Genomic DNA, 19,332 nt, shown 5'->3' on the forward strand with positions numbered 1-19,332 from the left:
GCGCCTAGGGGACCTGCCGCTGGCGCAGCTCCTGTTGCAGACGCTGTTGTTGCTGCATCTGCTCCATGATTTCCGACTTGCGGGGGGAGACCTGGAGCATCTCCTGGTTGAGCACCGTCGCCCGGACGTTGACGCACTGGCCATTGCTGCAGACGGTGAAGTCGGGGCACGGGCCAGGGCATTGGAAGCCCAGCGGGGCGACCTGACACGTCCCCGCGCAGAAGCCGGAGAGGCAGACCTCGTTGGACCGGCAGGGCTGTCCATCCGAGAGCTGGCAGAGCTTCGTGGTGCCGCAGATGGCCGGCTGGCGGCAGTCCGCGTTGCTCTCACAGCGGCCGTCGTCCCGGCTGCACTTGCCGTCGGCGCGGCAGTAGAAGCTGGAGCAGTCGCTGTCGCGCTCGCAGTCCTGCAGGGATTCGAGCAGACACAGCCGGGAGCCGGGCACCTCCGTGCACTTCAGCGGCCCCGGGCAGTCACGCTGACTGGAGCACGTCTGGCCCAGCGCGAGCTGGCACTCGCCCCTCCTGTCGCAGAAGCCGGTGGAGCACATCGCGCCGCCGTCACACGCCTCGCCCGCGGACACCAGGCACGAGCCACCATCCGGGCTCGTGCACGTGAGACCCTTGTCGCAGTCCCCATCCGGACAGGGCTCGTTCAGCTTCGCGCCGCCCCCCGAGAGGAGGCCAATCACCGTCCCGATAATCAGGATGACTCCCGCAGCCAGCGCGACCCACATCCACGGGAAGGGCTTCTTGGGCGGAGGCGCGGCGACGACCTCGAAGGCGGTGGCGGGCCCTTCCGCATAGCGCTCGTCCGGGTTCGTCACGTCCACCACCAGCAGGTGGAAGGTGAAGCGGCCCGGCGGTGTCCCGGGAGGGACGCGCAGCTGCACGTTGAGCTGCTGGGTGCCGTCCGGCGCGAAGTCCCGCTCGTCACCGTTCGCGATGGTGGCCCACTCCGCCTTCGCGCCGGGGCCTGGGACGACGGAGGCGCGCGCCCGGATGGGGGCGCGCAGCGCGTTGGACACCGTGAAGGCCACCTCCCCTTGTCCCGTCGCATTCAGACGGACGGTGTCCGTCACGGCGGTGATGTCGAAGGCGCGGGGCATCAACTGGCTCCTTGAGGCGGCTGCGCGAAACGCAGCTCATAGGTGACGTACGCGGGTTTCTCCCGCTCGATGATTCGTTCCAGCAGCAGCCGATGGGCGGACACGGCCGAGGGCGCGAGCACCAGCACATGGAAGGGCCGGGGCCTGCCGTCGTCGCCGGGCACCGCGTCGTCCACCTGGAAGTCGGTGCGGCCGGTGGCGGTGGTGAGGAACAACCGCAGGCCGCGCGCGGTGCCGCGCCAGCGCGATATCTCCACCGCCTGCGCCACCAGCTCGCGCAGCCGTCCCAGGCCCGTGGACACGGGCAGGTCCATGCCCACCCAACGCGCGAGGAACGGCACGAAGCGGTCCGGAGCCCGGCGCGGGTCGAAGTGGGACTCCAGCCGCGCGAGCACGTCCTCGCTGGGCGCGTGCAGCGCCTCCATCACCACCAGCAGCGCGGTGAGCGGCGAGCCCGGAAGCACGGTGCGCTGGAAGACGCCCGGCAGGAGCCGCTGGATGTCAGGGCTCCGCATCGTCCGTCACCACTTCCAGCGCGTGCGCGCCGGAGCTGAGGAGCCACGTGGGCGGCAGCGTCACCTTCTCGGTGAACTCGCGCGTGGAGACGGGCTCATAGCGCTCACTGCCCTTGGGGCGCCGGAAGACGCCGTCCGGTCCTCCCGCGAGCAGCGGGGCGCCCGTGGGCGAGGACGCCAGCGCGAACACGGGCTGGAACAGGCGTTCCGCCTCGCGCAGCGGCAGGCCACAGCCCACGTCGGGACGTCGCCAGGAAGCGCCCGGGCGACTGGAGTCCACCCACAGCACGCCCACGCGGTGGCTGCCCGCGTACACGGTGGAGCCGCTGAACGCGAGCGCCAGACAGCTTCCGCCGTCCCAGTTCCTGTCGAAGGGGCGCCAGCCGTCCGGCGGGTCCGCGCTGCCCATCAGCTCCCAGCAGAGCGCGCCCCTGCCCGGGTCCGCGCCGCTGGCCGCGGCCAGGCCCGCCCAGAGGAAGGAGCGAGGCCCGTCCTTCTGGACCTCCAGCACGCGCACGTCCTGGCCCTTGGGGCCGATGGGACGGAAGGTGCCTCCGCGTCCACCGCCGCTCGACAGGAAGACGCCCCGCGTGCCCATGGCCGCCACCGCGACGTTCACCGCGCCGCGCACGTCCGTCGTCGCGGCCACCGCGTAGAAGCCCAGGTCTTGATTGGCGGGGTCCACCAGCACCTGGATGGGCGTGGCGCCCGGACGCGACACCAGCTCGAACAGGCCCACGCGCGTGGCCAGCAGCAGCACCGGCACGCCGTCGCGCTCCGCCCACGTCAGGTCCTCCACCGCGTCCAGCGTGTGCGTGGTGTCGTCCCACGTCTCGCCGCAGTCGAAGGACAGGTGGATGCGGGAGCGCTTCGCGTCCGCCGTCAGCCGCGCGCACACGGCGACGAGGCCCGCGCGCTGGGGATGCGCCTCCACCGCGTCCACGTCCTCGCCGGGGAACAGGCCCGCCCGCTCCCAGCCGTCCGCGTCGTTCACCGTGCGGAACAGCGTCTCGCCGCCGCCCGCGTAGAAGGTGCCCGGCTGGAAGCTGTCGGCGGCCAGGGTGCGCACCTCGCGGGGCACCTCGTCCACCAAGAGGCGCACCTTGTCGAGGTAGCTGACGCCCGGCTCGGCCAGCAGCGCGTCGTACACGTGCGAGGCCCGCAGCGCCTGGCCGAAGCGCCAGCCCTCCGGCTGCAGCGCCGAGGGCAGCGGCGTGAGCACCTGGTGGAGCCGCTCGGTGAGGCGCGAGCGCAGCGCCGCCGTGTCCTCCTCGCGGTGCGCCACCACGCGCGCCTGCACGCGCACCGTCTTGTAGCGCGCCCACTCCACATGACAGGTGGTGCCCAGTGGACGGCGCAAGTCGAGCTCCGTGTGGATGCGCGCGCGGGCCTCCTCTGTCTCGTGCTCGCGCAGCGCCGCCTCGGTGATTCCCTCGCCCGAGGCGCCGCGCACCTCCGGCGGCAGATGCGGGACGAGCAACACCTCCACCGTGCCCGCGGGGGCGTGGGACCAGAGCTGCGCCAGTGTGACGGCCCTGGCGCGCGCCACCGCGCCGGAGCTGCGCAGCGCCAGCAACTCGAAGTCCCCGGCGGTGACGGCGCGCCGCAGCGAGTGCAGCTCCTGGGGCCCGCGCAACAGCGCGTTCTCCAGCGTCTCCGCCACCCGGCCGCCCGTGGCGGGGCGAGGGTTGGTGACCTTCAGGCCCGGAATGGGCGCCTTGAGCACCTCCAGCGTGCCCGCCGCCACGTTGCCCGAGGCGCCGCCCCCGCGTCGGTACCAGACGCGAATCTCCCGCCCCACGCCGGGCACCGCCGCCAGCGTGCGCGGCTCGTTCAGCTCGCCCGCCTCGTTCGCCAGCCGCACCGAGGACGCGAAGGTGAGGGTGCCCGTCATCCGGTCCGCGACATAGGCCGGCTCGTCCGGGCCCAGCGCCGCGAAGTTCTCCACCTCGCGCCAGATGCGATAGGTGCGGCCGTCCTGGCGACGGGCCGGCGCGCGCGCATCCAGCTCGCCGGGCCCCGCCTCCACGCCCACGACGAGGTCCAGCGAGTCGCCCGTGGGCGCGACGATGGGGGGACGCTTCACCTGCACGGTGAGGCCCGGCAGGCCCGTGCCCACGCCCACCCGCTCTCCGTCCACCGGGTCGCAGTGGTAGGCGAGCACCTCCACCTGGGTGGCGCCGGGCGGAATCGTCACCGCGTCCGCCGTGTGGAAGACGACGGGCTCCACGCCCGCGCCGGCGCGCGACAGGGTGACGGGCGTGTTGCGCGGAATCTCCGTGGGACGCTCGGAGGCGCGGGCCAGCGAGAAGCGCAGGCGCACCGACGCGGCGGCGGGCGGCTGGAGGCGCACGCCGAGCAGCCGGAGAAACTCCACGTACGCCTTCTCCGGCAGCCGGTTGAGCCGGTACAGCATCGTCTCGGTGAGGTGGGAGAAGACCTCCACCAACACCATGCCCGGGTCATGCGGCGTGAGGTCCGTCCACTCGGGACACAGGGCGAGGATTCGCGAGCGCGCCTGCTCCACGAGCTGCGCGAAGCTCCGGTCGTCGAGCCGGGGTGTCGGCAGCGACGTCATGTCGGGCCTCCCGAGAGCGAATAGGGATAGGCCAGCCGCTCCGTGCGGCCGGTGGAGCGCACGCGGTACTCGACGGACACGTCCAGGCGAAAGCCGTCCTCCGGGCTCCGGGTGGCGTCCAGGTGCAGCACCTGGATGCGCGGCTCCCACCGGTCCAGGGCGCGGCGCACGTAGTGGATGGCGAGCCCCGCCGTGGTGTCGTCGTTGTTGGCGAAGAGCAGCTTGTGCAGCTCACAGCCATAGTCCGGGCGCATGACGCGCTCCCCTGGCACCGTGGTGAGCAGGAGCAGCACGGCCTGACGGATGGCGGCGTGCTCCTCCACCATCTCCACGCGGCCGGTGGGGGCCACGCGCAGGCCGGACTTCTCCGCCATCTCGAAGTCCGGGTGCGCGAAGCGCCAGGTGCGGAAGCGGGGCGCGCTCATCGCTCCTCCGTCACCAGCGTCTGGCCGGGCGCGTTGACCTTGTACTTCACGATGCCGGGCGGTGTGCCGTCCGTCAGCCCCATCAGCGTGTCCAGGCAGACGGGCTTGCCGTCGATGGTGACGAGCGTGGAGTAACCCTGCTGCACCTTCAAAGTGGTGGTGCAGGGCTTGATGGTGGGGCCGATGTTGGGACACCCACCGATAGGGCGTCCCTCCGGGTCCGCGCGCACGAGCAGCGGCCGGCGCTCCACCGTCACCCAGGGCTGCGAGTTCACCAGCCCCACGCGCCCCAGCTCATGGGCACACACCACCAGCGCGTCCACGGTCAGCAGCCGCATTCAGCCCCTCCGGAAGTCAATGGACCGTCCACGGATGACCACGTCCTGCCCCGGTGCCTCCAACTCCATCGCCACCTTCGAGTGCAGCCGCACCCCCTTCGGTGACAGCTCCAGGTAGCTGCCGGTGCCATCCTCCAGACGCAGTGTGCGGCTCTCATCGTCCAGCTTCAGCCGGTGCCCGCCCGTCGTCAGCAGCGTGTAGCGCCGCACCGAGCCGCCCTCGACGCCCGCGTCCGGCGGCCCGCCTCCGCCATACAGCCCGCCCACCACCACGCCGCGCGCCGGGTCCTCGCCCCCCAAGGCGAGCAGCACCGTGTCCCCCACGTCCGGCAGCAGCATCAGCCCCTTGCCGGAGCCGCCGCCCGCCGCCAGCACCTGCATCCAGTCCGTCTCCACGCCCCCGTACGCGGGCAGCGTCGCGCGCACGCGGCCCCGTCCATCCGGGTCATCCACGCGGCTCACCACGCCCAGCGTCACCGCGGACGCGCGAGCGCGGGGCCTTCGTGGAGGCGGCGCGGAGGAAAGCTCCGAGACGAAGCCCTGCCGCGCATCGATGCGATGCATGACGCGGGTGAGCACGTAGCGGCCCGCCACCAGCGCGGCCACGCCCGCCACGTCCACCCGTGCGCCCGGCCGCAGCCGCGCATCGCCCTCGGCCACGGCGGTCAGCACCACCTCGCGTGCGCCCCGGTGGTCCAGCTCCGCCTGCGCCGCGGCCTCGACGTGGGGGATGCCCTCCGCCGCCTCGTCCACCAGCGAGCGACGCGCCTCTCCACCCACGCGCTCCGGCGAGACTCCCGCCTCCACGTCCCGCCCCACGCGGGGCACATCGGCGCGCCCCGCATGCGCCTCCGCGCGCAGCACGTCCCAGCCCTCCGCGGACACCTCGCGACAGGCCGCGTCGCCATTCATCTCGATGGACGCCTCCAGCAGCGACTCGCCCAGGCGCAGCGACACGGGCGAGCCCTCGCCCTCCAGCGTCATCAGCCGCAGCGTGTCGCCATGGAGCACCGGGAACAGGCCGCAGCGGTCCGCGTACTCCACCAGCAACTCCAAATCCGACTGGCCATGCTGGATGAGGTAGCGCCACAGCGGCCCGGGGGACGCCGCCTTCACGGAGAGGCCCAGGCCGGAGACGAGCTCTCGCGCCAGGTCCTCCAGCGTCACCTGCACGTGCGCGCGCACCGGCTGCCGCTTGCGCAGGCGGTGCAGGACGTCGTAGCCGCGCACCCGCACCTCGCGCGCCCCGCCCCGCGCGTGGGAGAACTCGACGGCCGTCACCTCTCCCAGGAAGAGGTCCTCCAGCGAGGACGAGGCCGCCACGCGCAGCGAGGTTCCCGGCGGGAGGCCCGACGTGGCGAGCACGCCGCGCGGGTCGGTGAAGGTCAGCTCGCACTGCGTGGGCATCGCCAGTCGCTGCGACACCTGGATGGACGCGAGGGAGCGCAAGTCGGCCGTCGGCAGCGGAGCGCCGCCCACCTCGATGCGCAGCTCGGGCAGTCCCCGCACCTGGCTCACATCACCCTCCGGAGGGCCTCGGGCGTGGGCAGGCGCAGCACCTGGCCGGGGGGAATGTGCGAGGGGTCGTCGATGCCGTTGAGCGCGGCGATGAGGCGCCACATCGACGGGTCGCCGTAGCGCTGGTGCGCGATTTCATCCAGGCGCTGTCCGGAGGCGGGCGTCCCGTCCTCACCCGCCTGGGCCCCGAGCACCGTGTGCGCCTCGTAGTCCTCCGGCGTCAGGGCCGCGGCCACCGCGTCCGCGTCCGGCGGCTCGCCGCCCGTCACCGGCTCTCGCGTGCCCGTCTCGTCCTCCACGCGCACCAGCCGCAGCCGCAGCCAGGAGCGTCGCGGTGCCCCCGTCGCGGTGAAGTGCTCCAGTCGCTCCGCGACGGCGGCCACCACGCCGAGGAAGTTGAGCCGCTTGCCCCACACCATCCGCGCCAGCGAGGGCCGCATGCCGCCGTCCTCGCGCAGGCCGTTCTCCGCCAGGCGCCACAAGGGCTCGGTCAGCTCGCGCACGTCCTCCGTCTCCAGCGTGGAGCCGGACAGCGAGACGTCGAAGAGCAGGTCCAACGTCATCTCGGTGGTGCCGCCTCCGGTGAAGAGCAGCGGGTCGTCCCCCGGCCCGCCCCACGGCAGCGAGCCGCCCAGCGCGCGCCTCGGACGCAGGCCCGCCTCCCGGCGCAGGACGAGCGTCTCCGGGTTGAGCAGACACCCGATGCGCTCACCGCTCGGCTCGATGAGGAAGGCCACGCGCTCCATCAGTCACCCCGCTGCTCGCGCTCGAGCCGGCGCAGCCGCGTCCACAGCCGAAGCTCCTCGGCGACGTCCGGAGACTCCGGCGTCAGGGCGGAGGGGAGCTCCGGCCAGGAGGCGTGCTCGGACGGGGCCACATCCTCGGAGGCGCCCCGCGGCTCCTCTCCCACCGGGGTGGCGAAGCGCGAGGTGGACGGCTCCTCCTCCGCCTCCGTCCAGGTGCGAGGCGCATACGGAGGCGTGGGCTCGCGGGACACCTCCCGGCGCACCGCCTCGGCCTCCCGCACCTGGGCTTCGTCCTGTCCCCGGCGCACACGCCACGACTCGCCCTTGGACGAGGGCGAGGCACGCGGCGGAGGCGAGGGCACCGCGCTTGAGCCCTCGCGTTGCAGCTCCAGCGCCTGGGACGCGGAGATGCCCTGGGGAAAGCCGGAGGCGCACAGGCTCCGCTCGCGGTCCCCTTCACCCAGCGGAGGCACGCACACCTCCGAGGGCGACGCGGGCGTGGGCGCCACCATCACCGGGTTGGCGAAGGGCTGCCCTCCCATCATCGAGGGGACGGGCGTGACGGGCCCCTCGCCGGAGAGCCGTCCCGGAGCCAGGGGGACAGGCGTCGCGGGAGGCGACGCGAAGGGATGCGCCGGTGCCGGGGGCTTCACCTTCGAGGCCCGCGATGGCTCCTCCCGGGGAGCGCTCACGGGAGCAGGGCCGCTGACCTCGCGTCGCATCGACACCGGGGCTCCGGGCTCCAAGGGCGCGCGCGGCGAGGCGCGGTGGAAGGAGGGCTCGGGGAGCACGGCGGGCCGCGAGGCGTCGCGAACCGGCGCGGGCCGGTGGGCGGTGGACTTGTCCTGGTCGGTCGCGCTCGCGAGCAGCATCCGCGTGCGGAACGAGAGGTGGGCCTCGCTCACCGGGAGCTGCGCGTCCTGCTCCGCCAGCCCTTCCACGAGATGAGGGGCGACCTTGCGCACGCGGGCCACCCAGTCCGCGGGAGGCCCCTGGGGGCGCCGGCCCTGGACGTCGCGGAGCCAGTGCTCCGGCGGCCCCAGCCCCACGGGAGGCGCCGTCACCGTGACGGGCGTGGAGGTGGCGCGGGCACCGTCGGTGGAAGGGGGGCTCGAGCGCTGGGTCGGCACGCGCGCCTGGGCGAGCGCGGCGGCGAAGTCGCTCTCCTCCTCGGAGAGGACGGACTCCGCCCACGCCTTCATCTTCCGGGCAACGGCGCGCAGCCACGCGCCGGGCACGGGTCTGCGCGCGGGCTCAGCCACGGGTGATGGACTCGAAGACGAGGGTGAGTGAGTCGATGGCGATCTGCTGGCCGAGCGCATCCAGCGGCGCCGCCCGCCACTTCTTCGGCCAGGCCTCGTTGAGGTTCCAGCGCAGCTTCTCCGTCACCCCATCCATGTCCAGGAGCAGCACCGACACGTTCTTGCGCTGCGGCACGCCGTTCATCGACGCAAGGAACCAGTTCCACAGCTCCGGCGACACGGTGACGCCGTAGCGCAGCGTCATGTCGCCGTGCGTGACGGGCCCCGCCAGCCTGCGCGTCACCGGTCCCGCGCCGCCCTCGCGGTAGTGCAGCGCGGTGACCTCGACCTCCAGGCCGGTGCACTGGGTGAAGTGCCCCTCGTTCACCCCGTCGATGAGCAGCTTGAAGTTGTACGCGCGGAACGGGTCCGCGAGCGCGCCGGGTTGCGCGCCCGCCTCCTGCTCCGGCGGGGCCGCCTCGGGAGCCTTGGCTTCAGCCATTGGACACCTCCTCCACTTCCGCCCCGCCCGCGTGCTGGCCGATGCGGAAGATGATGAACTCCGCGGGCTTCACCGGCGCCAGGCCGATGACGGCGATGACCTGGCCCGCGTCGATGGTCTCCTGCGTGTTCGTCTGCTCGTCGCACTGCACGAAGAACGCCTCTTCCTTGGTGCGACCCATCAGCGCGCCGTCGCGCCACAGCCGCAGCAGGAACGCGCTCACGTCGCGGTGGATGGACTTCCACAGCGTGGGGTCGTTCGGCTCGAACACCGTCCAGTTGGTGCCCAGCGCGATGGACTCCTCCACGAAGTTGAAGAGCCTGCGCACGTTGACGTAGCGCCACTCGCTGGCGGCGTCCGCCACCGTGCGCGCGCCCCACACGCGGATGCCGCCGCGCGGGAAGTAGCGGATGCAGTTGACGCCCATCTGGTTCAGCTCGCCCTGCTCCTCCGGCGTCACGTCGCGCACCAGCCGCATCGCCCCGCGCACCACCTCGTTGGCGGGCGCCTTGTGCACGCCCCGGGTGACGTCCGTGCGCGCGTAGATGCCCGCGATGTGCCCGGACGGCGGCACGTTGACCATGGTCTTCCCGTCGCCGAGCGGGTCCGGCGTGGAGAACCACGGGTAGTAGAAGGCGCCGTAGCCCTGGTCGGAGGAGCGGCAGCGGATGCCCGCGCCCTCGTCGCCTGAGTAGACCTTCGTGAGGCGCTCCACCTCTTCGACGTCCTCGGGCGCATCGAGGATGGCGATGCGGTCTCTCATCTTCTCGCAGTGGGACAGGAGCGCGTCCCACGCCGCGGGGCTGGTGAAGCCGGGGGCGGCCACCATGGCCACCTCGCTGACCTCTTCCAGCACCGCCACGCCCTGACGCTTGCGCGCGTCGCCGACGAGGCTCTCGCTGTCGCCGATGTTGACGATGAAGCAGCGCCGGCCGCCGTTCTCGAAGAAGCCGTACACCGCGCGGGCCAGGGCCGTGCCCGGCGTGCCGGGGGGAGCGAACTCCTTCACGAACTGCGCCCAGCCGTTGACGGGCACCGCCTGATTCAGCCGGGCATCCCGGGCGGGCGCTCGGCCCACGAAGGCCGCGGTGGTGGTTCCCACGCCCTGGATGGAGCGTGTCCCGCTGGGAACCTCCTCCACATAGACGCCGGGCGTCAGGTAGTTCATCGGCACGTCAGTCCTCCTTCAGCGGCAGGCGAATGAGCAGCGGTTGAGGCTCGGAGGCGAGCGCCTCCGGCCCCAGCGCGAGCAACTCCCCCTTCGCTCGCACCTCCAGCCGTCCCAGCGTGGCCACTGGCGGCACGCGGGGAAAACGAAAGCAGCCATTGTCGTCGGTGCGAGTGACCAGGCTCAGCCCGGGCAGCTCCACCAGCGCGCCGGGGATGGGCACGTCACCGGGCCCGACGACGCAGCCGAGCAGCGCCTCCGCGGGCACCGCCTGGGTGATGACGGGGAAGCGCACGCGGTGGACGATGGGCTGCGGGCGCTCGCGTCGCACGGGCAGGCGCACCCGGAAGCCGGGACGCGGAGGAATGCGCAGCCCCGCCCAGACGGTGGCGGGCACGGGCGTGAGGTCCACCTCGAACTCCGACTCCTCCATGGCCGAGAAGACCAGCTCCCCCAACAGGCGGTGGGCGAGCTCGGGTGACTCCGCGCCCGCGGTGACCAGGTAGCAGACGGAGATCTGCAGCGGCACGCGGCGCCCGCCTCGCGCGGGAGGCGCGGGCCCCAGCTCCAGCAGGTAGAGACACACGCCTCGCTCGACGGCATCACGGTCCGGTGCACCCAGATGCACGGGTGCCTCGCCAGCGATTCGTCCTGCCCACGACTTCAAACGCAGATCGACTTCGTCGATCATCCGGTCCCCCGAGGTCCTGGGCCGGTGCTCACGTGCCTGCATCGCCAGTGACGTCCGGGCTGGCAAGGTGGCACCGGCTGCGGGGCGCGGTAATTGGTCCGAAGGATGGAACCGCCGTCGCGGCCTCAACACGCCGACGTGCGCGACACGTGCTTCGTCGGACGGAGCACAGAGCCAACGCGAACTCGTCAACCGAACGGGTGTGCCCCCCGCTCACCTCCACCGCGCGCGACTCCAGTGGGAGCGCATGTCCGTGAAGCACTTCCCGCACACGAAGCCACAAGAAGTCCCCGCCCGAGCGTTATCTTCGCGACCACCACGGTGGACGCGCGCAACGGCTTCACCTTCGTCAGCGAGCCGCTCGATGCGCCCGTGGAGCTCAGCGGCCTGTTCTCCGGCCAGCTCGACTTCATCACCAACAAGAAGGACTTCGACTTCAACGTGGTCCTCTTCGAGCGCACGCCCCAGGGTGAGTTCATCTACCTGTCGTAGATGCTGGCGCGCGCCAGCTACGTGGCGGACCGCACCCAGCGACGCCTGCTCACGCCGGGCGAGCCCTCCGGACCGCGCTCCTCACTGAGCGCGACCTCACCCTCAAAGGCGACGTTTCGAGTCCCTACCTGTCACGTGCGCCGTGACGGGTATGAGCCGACCCCTCGGGCCCTCGGCTGGCCCGCAGTGGAATGGTTGCCGTCCAGAAACTCCATAAGATTCCCGCTTCACCGGAAAATACCACCGGAATTGCCAACCTTGGAGGTCCTTGTCGCAACGCGTCAGATGACGCTATGTCGGAAATAGCGGGAATCAATGGTTCTGGGGGCCGACACACAGCGTCGAGACAGCCATGACATCTCATTCTTCATCCGACAGTACCCTTCCTGCCGAGCCGCGAAGCTGGCAACCCAGGACTGCCTGGAGCGTGGCCCAGGTCCTCGGAACGGTGGGCACGTATCTGCTGCTCACGGCCGCCAGCTACGTGGCCCTCGCGCACTCGGTGGCGGCGGGGCTCGGGCTCGCGGTGCTCGCGGGCATCACCCTGGTCCGGGTCTTCATCCTCCAACACGACTGCGCGCACCGCTCGCTGTTCGCCCGGCCCTCCGTGAATGACAGGGTGGGGATGGCGCTGGGGCTGCTGACGTTGGCGCCGCACGCGTACTGGCGGGCCATGCACCTGGTCCACCACAGCACGAGCGGAGACCTGGAGCGACGTGGCACCGGTGACATCGTGACGATGACGGCCGAGGAGTACCGCGCGCTGAAGCCCGCCGAGCGCCTGCGCTACCGCCTCTACCGTCACCCCGCCGTGCTGTTGGGCGTGGGACCGCTGTTCCAGTTCCTGCTGCGCTTCCGCATGCCGGGCATCGTCGCGAAGGAGCGCAGGCCGGAGCGTCGCTCCATCGCGGTGACGAACGGGGTGCTGCTCGTCATGCACCTGGCGCTCCTCGCCTTCGGTGACTGGCCGAGGTTCATCGTCGTGCACCTGGTCGTCACGCAGGTGGCCGCGGGCCTGGGCATCTGGCTCTTCTTCGTGCAGCACCAGGTGGAGGAGCCGTACTGGGTGCCGCATGCGCGGTGGACGTTGAAGGACTCCGCGCTGAAGGGCAGCAGCTACCTCATGCTGCCGCGCGCGCTGGAGTGGACCTTCGGCGCCATCAACCTGCACCACGTGCATCACCTGAAGCCGCGGGTCCCCAGCTACCTGCTGCGCGACTACATGGAGCGCCACGACTTGAGTGGCCACGGCATCCGCCTGGGCACCCTGGAGTCGTTCAAGGCGTTCCAGCTCAAGGTCTACGACGAGTCGCTGGGTCGCATGACTGGCTTTCCCCCCACCCCACCCCGGGGCGCCCACGCGCTCCTGACGGGCTCGTCCGCACCGCCTCCGGGCCGGATGGACCGCCTGCTCACCCTCTCCAGCGAGGAGCACTGAAAATGCCTGACTTCATCCATGTCCTCCTCGGCCTCGCGCTGGGCTACGTCATCTCGTCCTACGTCGAGTCCTTCATGCACGAGTACGTGTCCGACGCGCATCCGAAGGCGGTGCGTGCCTGGTCCCGCGCGCCGTGGCTGTTCCGGCCGCTCATCAACACGCACTTCTCCCACCACACCATCCACCACGTGAGGACGTTCCGGAACGACCACATCACCCAGTTCCGCAGCGAGGAGGAGAAGAAGAAGCTCACCGAGGAGCTCGTCCAACGCGGCAAGCACGGGCTCACCATCATCCGGGGCGCCTTCGCCACGCGGCTCCACGGCGAGGGGGCGTTCGTCTTCGTCTCGCCGCTCGTCATCTTCTTCCCGCTGTTCTACTTCACGCTCAAGCCCATCGGCTTCCTGGCCGGGTGCGTGACGCTGCTGCTGCCGCCCTTCATGAGCCACTTCGTGCATCCGTACCTGCACCGGCCCTTCGAGGAGGGCCAACGCACGGCGCCCCGGTGGCTCGCGTGGTTCCTGGGCACGCGGTATGGCCGGGCCATCTACCGCAACCACTTCCTGCACCACCGCTATGGCGGCGTGTCGAACTTCAACCTGGTGCTGGGCGCGGACTACGTGCGGGGACGAACGCGCGTGCTGACGCCCAAGGACCTGGAGGTCATGGCGAACATCGGCATGCCCCTGCCCGAGGACGCGGCGGTGCCACCGGCCGAGGCCCTCCGTGGCTGAGCACCTGAGCGACTTCCAGGCGCCCTGGTGGCTTCGCTCCTCGCACGTGCAGACGGTGGTGCCGCACCTGGACCCGCGCCGCTACGACGTGGCGTCCGAGCACGTCCGGCACGAGCTGCCGGACGGCGACTTCGCGGACGTGCACTGGCTGAATCGCGAGGGGACGGGGCCCCTGTTCATCCTGCTGCCGGGCATGCAGGGGACACCGAGATCCATCTACATCCGCGCCCTGCTGTGGGAGCTGTCCCAGCGGGGGCTGCGAGCGGCGGTGCTGTGCCACCGGGGCGGCGCGACAGCCAACCGGCGGGCGCCGTTCTACCACGCGGGCTTCACCGAGCATCTCGCGTGGCTCATCACCACCCTGCGAGAGCGCGAGCCCCACACGCCGCTGTACGCGGTGGGCTTCTCGCTGGGCGGCAGCATGGTGATTCGCTACCTCGCCGAGACGGGGCACCACAGCCACCTGAAGGCCGCGGCGGCCGTCTCGCTGACGTTCGACCTCTCCAGCACGGCCCGGCGCGCATGCGAGGGAATCAATCAGCTCTACCAGTTGCGCGTGCTGCGCTCCTATCAGCGCGTGGCGCGGCTCAAGGCCGACCTGCCGGAGTACGTTTCGCGCATGGACGCGCTGAAGGGGATGCGCGGCATCCGCGACTTCGACGAGGTCTTCACCGCGCCCCTGCACGGCTTCGGCGACGCGGAGGACTACTACCGCCGCTGCAGCAGCCGGCAATTCCTCGCGGGAATCGAGACGCCCTTCCTCATCCTCAACGCCGAGGATGACCCCCTGGTGGCGCGCGACACCCTCCCCTCCGCGAAGGAGCTGCGCGGGAATGTCCGCATGGAGCTCACGCCGCACGGTGGGCACCTGGGTTTCATGTACCGACAGCCTTCTGGCCTTTGCTACTATCCGCCGTCCCGCCTCATCTCGTTCTTCCTGCAGGAGCAGCGCGAAGCACATGAATCTCTATCTCAGGTTGTTGTGGGTCATGGTGTCTTCGCTGTGGAAGCCGGAGATGCGCGTGGAGTCGTTGACGAGCACGTTGGACCAGCGCGTGCTGCTCAATGACCTGGACGTGAACCTGCACATGAACAATGGGCGGTTCCTGACGGTGTGTGACTTGAACCGGGTGGACCTGTTCATCCGCACGGGCCTGTTGGCGCTGATGATGAAGAACAAGTGGGCGCCCATCATCGTGCGGCACACCATGGACTATAAGAAGTCGCTGCCGCCGTTCCGGAAGTACACGGTGTCGATGACGATTTCGCGCTGGGACGACAAGTACTTCTACGCCACGCACCAGTTCGTCTCGAACGGCAAGGTGGTGGCGGAGGGCGAGTCCACCGCCGTCATCCTCGGCAAGAAGGGCGTCATCCCGCCCGCGCAGGTGATCGAGGCCGTCAACGCGCGTCAGGGCCGCACCGAGGCGCTCCCGAGCTGAGCAGCGTCAGAGCGAGTGACAGACCTTGGGCTGGAGTGGCGTGGTCAGCAGCACGCCCTCCGGCAGGGCCGTCGCTTCCTTCCACGTCGTCACGCTCGCGGGAAACCGCCGGGCCTCCTTGTCGACCTGCACGATGAGGCCTCCTTCCCCCAGCGACATGAGCGAAGCGCCGCCGGGCCCTTCATGGACGCGCACGCGCTTGTTGTCGCGGGTGATGCGCTCCACGACATGGCGGAGGATGCTCGTCGGCTCCGGAGTCGAGGCGTCGCACCAGGACTCCACGGCCGACAGCCAGAGCGTGTCGCCCACCGTCACGGCCTGGAGGAAGCGGTGCTTCGCCGGCTCGGTGTTGTGCGGGATGCTCCGACGCGTCGACTCCTCGACGAGCATCTTCCCCTCCCTCACCCAGCCATCGGGGAGCCCGAGCAGCACCGAGCCCTCGGAGATGAGCTCTCCATGGACCGGCCCGGAGCGATTGCGCCAGTTGCCGTCGGTGGCCACGTCGCGCCACCCACTGAACTGGGGAAGCGTGGGGTTCGTCTGGTCACCGTTCTGGACGCGGAAGGCCCACTTGCCTCGAGCCTCGCTCCACTGGAGCGCCTCCGGGCCGCGATAGTCCGGGGCGGGGCTCCGCACAGGAGTCGTCGGGTTGCCTGTCACGGCGTCACGGAGGCTCACCTCCAGGTCCGTGAGCATCGACGTCAGGCCCAGCCCCAGGGTGCCCCGGACGAGCAGCACACTCGCGCGGTCGACCGACAGGCGCGCGAGGATGACTCCGGGTTCCTGAGGTCCCGTCGGCACGAAGCGGCGCTGCTTGGGCAGATAGACACCCGCGCGGAGCAACGCGGGAGGCGGCGTCGTGAACGCCTCCGAGTCGTCGCCCTCCTCGCTCCGTGGCGCGGCGGGCTTCCACCAGACCAGGGGAAGGCCCTGGGTCAGCGCCGTACGCCAGGAGGCCTCGAGTCGAGGCAATCGCGCCGCCAGCGCCCGTCCGGGCTCGCTGTCACGCAGCGGGGCGAGCCCGGCGTCTGTCGTCCAGAGGGAGACGAAGCGCGGGAGGTCGGCCTGGAGGAGCGCTTCGAGGTCCTTTGCCGCCGAGGTGAAGTCCTTGCGTCCGACAGCCGCGCGCACGGGCTGCAACGCCGACTCCGTGTCCTGGATGGCCTGGGTGGGGTCCACGCCGAGCAACAGCGGGACGTGAGCAGACGCGGTGGCGGATGACGACCCCATGGATTGCAAAGGCACCGCGCCCGCGAGGGGCTGCGCGGTCGCGGTGGGCGACGTGGACACGGGCTGTTGGGGAACAGCGCCCGCCACGGGGGTGGCATCGGGAGGCGACGTTCGCGCCGCTGACGGCTGAGCACCAGGTGCCGTCGAGGACAGCGCGGTGCCAGGCATCGCCACCGAGGACCGTTGCTGAAGCACAGGCACGGGCACTTCGGCGGCGGCGGCCCGACGGCAGGCCCCCGTCAGCAGCGGAAGCACCAACACCATCCACCCGAGCACCAGACGAGCCCCCCGGACTCCGGCCCCTCGCGAAGCAACCGCGCTCACCCGACGCCTCATGGACGACCTCCCTCGACTCCCGAGCAACGCGGGATTGCGTCGGTCCTCCGTCACGAAGCCTCTCGCCATGACGAGCCTCCCTGGCGGACACCGCTCGGACCGTTGACGTACCTCGCTCGCGCGCATGGAGCCCATCTTGGCACCGACCTCAAGGCGCGTGCAGATGGAGACGCATCTGTCCCAGCTCGGCCTGGAGCGTGGCGGACTCGGGGGTGACGGCCGTCAGGAGCGCATCCGTGGCGGCCGTCGCCGCGCGCAGCCGCGTCAGCCACTCCCGGCTGTTCACCGTCGCGTCCACCTGGGGCCGGGCCGCACCGTCGGCGTCCTGCAACATCTCCAACTCCACGGAGCCTGGGCCCTCGCGGTTGTTCAGGTACGTCACCACGCGCTGCACCGTCTGGAAGAACTCGAACCAGTTCGCCACCGTGGTGCCATTGCCGGGGCGCACATCCACGGCGTTCCCCGCGAGGTGCCGTCCCGCCCGGGCACTCAGCGCGTTGACCTCCACCGCCACGTGGCTCAACAGCACCGTGACGCCGTGCTGACGGTCGTTGATCATCTCCAGCGCATCCAGGAGGCGCATCCGGAAGCGAGTCGTCTGCTGCGGCGCCGCGGCCAGCGCCGTCAAATCACAGAGCCGGTCCACGGTGACTTCGTAGAGGTTGTCATTCCACCGGACCTCCGCGTACCCCTGCGTCGGCGTCACGGAGGGCACGGGGTTCACGAAGCGCACCACGTACCCGTTCTCCACGGCGATGGTGCTCGCCACCTGTCCGCGCGTCTTGTCCTGGGAGCGCAGAATCTGCTCGTGTCCCGCGACGCGCTCGTTCATCCACTTCATGAACACGAGCGGGTGCAGGTGCCAGACGTGCGAGTCGCCCAGGAAGGGCCCGACGACGGCCTCGGTGGCGCTCCCCTGCATGTCCGTGTGGAAGCACAGGGGCCGGATGTTCGCCTCCCACTGCTCGTGGGTGAGCGCCTGCGTCAGCGCCACCTCGACGGCCGGCTGCCCCACGACGATGGTCTGCGTGAGCTGCTCCCGCGTCTCCAGGCTCCACTCGCTGCGGAAGCGCACCGCCACCTGGCGCAAGTCGCTCACCGCCGTGCGGACATCGACCTGGGTGATGGGCGGATAGCCCCGTCCCTGGAGCCAGTCATCCAGCGCGGGCAAATCACAGACCAGGTCCTCCGTGGTGTCCTCCATCCGGTTGGCCGCATCCACCCACGGACTGTCGGCGAACCGGGACACGTCCGCGGTGGTGAAGACCTCCACGTGCACCGTGGGCCCATACACGGGCCCGGTGGCATCCAGCCCGGTGATGTACGTGCCCGAGTGGCCCACCAGGTCACTGAGCAGCACGGGCTGGTCGGGATAGAAGAGGTCGCCGTTGTCGGGCGCCCGGTCCGTCGGATGGTCGATGAGGTAGTGATTGAGCCAGTCCGGATGCGCCGCGTAGTCCACCACCGGCGCCCCCGCGGCGCTCCGCGCAATCACGTTCGGCCGCAGGTGCATGTAGAGCGAATAGACTGTCTCGGTGGAGTCCGCCCCGTAGTCGATTTCCCCCGCGCGGTTCGCGTCCTCGCGCACGTGCACCTCGTGGCGCACGAGCACGAAGCAGCGGCTGTAGCGAGGCTCGACACCCTGCACCAGCCCGTTGGCGACGCGCGCGGCGACGATGCGGCCGTTGGCCATGGCGTAGACAGGCCGCGCGTCCTCTCCAGAAGGCAGGTGGACGCCGCCGTGCCACAGGCGATTGAGCCCCACTGGGAAGTAGCCGCCGCCCGTGCCCTCGCAGGCGGTGAAGTAGTCCTCGCGACGGCTGGCGGCGTTGTACGCCGTCATCGCGATGTAGTCGGCGGAGCGCGCCGTCTCCAGGTAGTTCAGCGCTCGCGTCGTGTCGTCCAGGTTGACGGGGTACCACCACTCGTCGCTGACGCCGCGCTTGAGGCGGTAGAAGTCCATGGACGCGCCCGGGTCCGAGCGGTCCGCCTGGATGTTGTTGTGCCCGATGATTCCCTGGAAGGAGCGCACCCGCTCCTTGTTCTGGAGCACCGCGGGCGTGTTGAGCTCGATGAGGTCCTGGACGTCAATCCAGGGCTGCTCGACGCCGGTGGCCGGATGCAGCAGGAAGGCCTTGGGGATGCGATTCATCTCGCACATGCACTTCGCCCACTTCACCAGCGTCTGGTACTGCTCCTCGGTGAAGAGCACGTCCAGCGGGTACGTGGCGCGGTTGTCATTGCGCTCGTCGTCGAACGTCGCGACCTTGATGTAGTAGTAGGCGCGGTTGGCGCTGGTGTTCTGGAGCACCGTCCCGCCATTGATTTTGCCCAGCTTGAAGCGGCGCGTGCCGCCCGTCTTCGAGCCCGGGTGCATGCTGTAGTCGCACTCGTCCGGGAACGTCGCCACCGTCTGGAAGTCGATGCCGGGATAGCCATTGACGCTGTAGAGCGCGGGGCCCTGCTGAATCTTGCCGAAGCGCGCCAGCTCCACGCCGATGGAGGTGAGGTTGACGAAGCTGTACTGCCCGGAGAAGTCAGGCGCGCCGCCCACGTGGTTGGTGCGGACAATCATCTCCTCGCACTGGAACAGCGTCCCATCCAGGTCGATGTTGAAGGTCGCGCCGTACCAGTCCGTGGAGGGCGCCTGCCAGTTCCCCGCCACCCAGCCGTGGGTGTAGTGCAGGGTGATGGTCCGCGTGACGTTGCGGTGGCGCGTCGCCGCGTTCCACGCCGGGGTGCTGGCGGGCGGCTGCGGGTCTCCTACCGCGGTCAACACGTCGGTACGTCCGTAGAGTCTCAGGACTTCCGGAACGGGCATGGTGGCTCC

Annotated in this window: 18 protein-coding genes; 5 read left to right on the top strand and 13 right to left on the bottom strand. The window is 70.7% G+C overall.

Annotation, left to right across the window (positions count from 1 at the left end):
* Nucleotides 1–4 precede the first annotated feature (4 nt).
* The 11 genes from LZ199_RS28970 to LZ199_RS29020 are packed head-to-tail and all read right to left on the bottom strand — an operon-like array spanning nt 5 to nt 10,767.
* Nucleotides 5–1,108: a hypothetical protein gene (locus LZ199_RS28970; RefSeq protein ID WP_253997016.1), complete on the bottom strand. Its 1,104-nt coding sequence runs from the start codon at nt 1,106–1,108 to the stop codon at nt 5–7.
* On the bottom strand, nt 1,108–1,623 hold the full coding sequence (locus LZ199_RS28975) for a phage tail protein (RefSeq protein ID WP_253997017.1): 516 nt from the start codon (nt 1,621–1,623) through the stop codon (nt 1,108–1,110). Before LZ199_RS28975 ends, LZ199_RS28970 begins: the two co-directional genes overlap by 1 nt.
* On the bottom strand, nt 1,610–4,201 hold the full coding sequence (locus tag LZ199_RS28980) for a putative baseplate assembly protein (protein ID WP_253997018.1): 2,592 nt from the start codon (nt 4,199–4,201) through the stop codon (nt 1,610–1,612). Before LZ199_RS28980 ends, LZ199_RS28975 begins: the two co-directional genes overlap by 14 nt.
* Entirely contained in the window at nt 4,198–4,626 is a 429-nt protein-coding gene (locus LZ199_RS28985; RefSeq protein ID WP_253997019.1) for a GPW/gp25 family protein, read from the bottom strand. The genes LZ199_RS28980 and LZ199_RS28985 overlap by 4 nt, the downstream gene beginning before the upstream one ends.
* Nucleotides 4,623–4,964, bottom strand: a complete 342-nt coding sequence (locus LZ199_RS28990) for a hypothetical protein (protein WP_163869037.1) — start codon at nt 4,962–4,964, stop codon at nt 4,623–4,625. The genes LZ199_RS28985 and LZ199_RS28990 overlap by 4 nt, the downstream gene beginning before the upstream one ends.
* Complete coding sequence (locus LZ199_RS46780; protein WP_253997020.1) at nt 4,965–6,482, bottom strand: phage baseplate assembly protein V; 1,518 nt, start codon at nt 6,480–6,482, stop codon at nt 4,965–4,967.
* Nucleotides 6,479–7,228, bottom strand: a complete 750-nt coding sequence (locus LZ199_RS29000; protein WP_253997021.1) for a CIS tube protein — start codon at nt 7,226–7,228, stop codon at nt 6,479–6,481. The genes LZ199_RS46780 and LZ199_RS29000 overlap by 4 nt, the downstream gene beginning before the upstream one ends.
* Nucleotides 7,228–8,490, bottom strand: a complete 1,263-nt coding sequence (locus tag LZ199_RS29005; protein WP_253997022.1) for a hypothetical protein — start codon at nt 8,488–8,490, stop codon at nt 7,228–7,230. Before LZ199_RS29005 ends, LZ199_RS29000 begins: the two co-directional genes overlap by 1 nt.
* On the bottom strand, nt 8,483–8,971 hold the full coding sequence (locus LZ199_RS29010) for a phage tail protein (RefSeq protein WP_141645052.1): 489 nt from the start codon (nt 8,969–8,971) through the stop codon (nt 8,483–8,485). Before LZ199_RS29010 ends, LZ199_RS29005 begins: the two co-directional genes overlap by 8 nt.
* Nucleotides 8,964–10,139 (bottom strand): phage tail sheath family protein, encoded by a 1,176-nt coding sequence (locus tag LZ199_RS29015; RefSeq protein ID WP_253997122.1) that lies wholly within the window; start codon nt 10,137–10,139, stop codon nt 8,964–8,966. The genes LZ199_RS29010 and LZ199_RS29015 overlap by 8 nt, the downstream gene beginning before the upstream one ends.
* 7 nt (nt 10,140–10,146) lie before the next feature.
* A complete protein-coding gene (locus LZ199_RS29020) occupies nt 10,147–10,767 on the bottom strand; it encodes a carboxypeptidase-like regulatory domain-containing protein (RefSeq protein ID WP_253997023.1) in 621 nt (206 codons plus the stop codon).
* 384 nt (nt 10,768–11,151) lie between these two features.
* On the opposite strand from LZ199_RS29020, the gene LZ199_RS29025 reads away from it, so the two are divergent.
* The 5 genes from LZ199_RS29025 to LZ199_RS29045 all read left to right on the top strand — a co-directional run bounded on the left by LZ199_RS29025 (nt 11,152) and on the right by LZ199_RS29045 (nt 14,936).
* A complete protein-coding gene (locus LZ199_RS29025; RefSeq protein WP_253997024.1) occupies nt 11,152–11,322 on the top strand; it encodes a hypothetical protein in 171 nt (56 codons plus the stop codon).
* Nucleotides 11,323–11,749: 427 nt separating this feature from the next.
* Entirely contained in the window at nt 11,750–12,760 is a 1,011-nt protein-coding gene (locus tag LZ199_RS29030) for a fatty acid desaturase (protein WP_253997025.1), read from the top strand.
* 2 nt (nt 12,761–12,762) lie between these two features.
* Complete coding sequence (locus LZ199_RS29035; protein ID WP_253997026.1) at nt 12,763–13,494, top strand: hypothetical protein; 732 nt, start codon at nt 12,763–12,765, stop codon at nt 13,492–13,494.
* Nucleotides 13,487–14,563: a YheT family hydrolase gene (locus LZ199_RS29040; RefSeq protein ID WP_253997027.1), complete on the top strand. Its 1,077-nt coding sequence runs from the start codon at nt 13,487–13,489 to the stop codon at nt 14,561–14,563. The genes LZ199_RS29035 and LZ199_RS29040 overlap by 8 nt, the downstream gene beginning before the upstream one ends.
* Nucleotides 14,511–14,936, top strand: coding sequence for an acyl-CoA thioesterase (locus LZ199_RS29045; RefSeq protein WP_253997123.1), 426 nt, complete (start codon nt 14,511–14,513; stop codon nt 14,934–14,936). Before LZ199_RS29040 ends, LZ199_RS29045 begins: the two co-directional genes overlap by 53 nt.
* A gap of 6 nt (nt 14,937–14,942) precedes the next feature.
* On the opposite strand, the gene LZ199_RS29050 is transcribed toward LZ199_RS29045, so the two are convergent.
* A complete protein-coding gene (locus tag LZ199_RS29050; protein ID WP_253997028.1) occupies nt 14,943–16,502 on the bottom strand; it encodes a hypothetical protein in 1,560 nt (519 codons plus the stop codon).
* A gap of 148 nt (nt 16,503–16,650) precedes the next feature.
* Entirely contained in the window at nt 16,651–19,323 is a 2,673-nt protein-coding gene (locus tag LZ199_RS29055; protein WP_253997029.1) for an N-acetylmuramoyl-L-alanine amidase, read from the bottom strand.
* Between the last annotated feature and the right edge of the window lie 9 nt (nt 19,324–19,332).

It is taken from the genome of Myxococcus qinghaiensis (assembly GCF_024198215.1).
Classification (GTDB): Bacteria; Myxococcota; Myxococcia; order Myxococcales; family Myxococcaceae; genus Myxococcus; species Myxococcus qinghaiensis.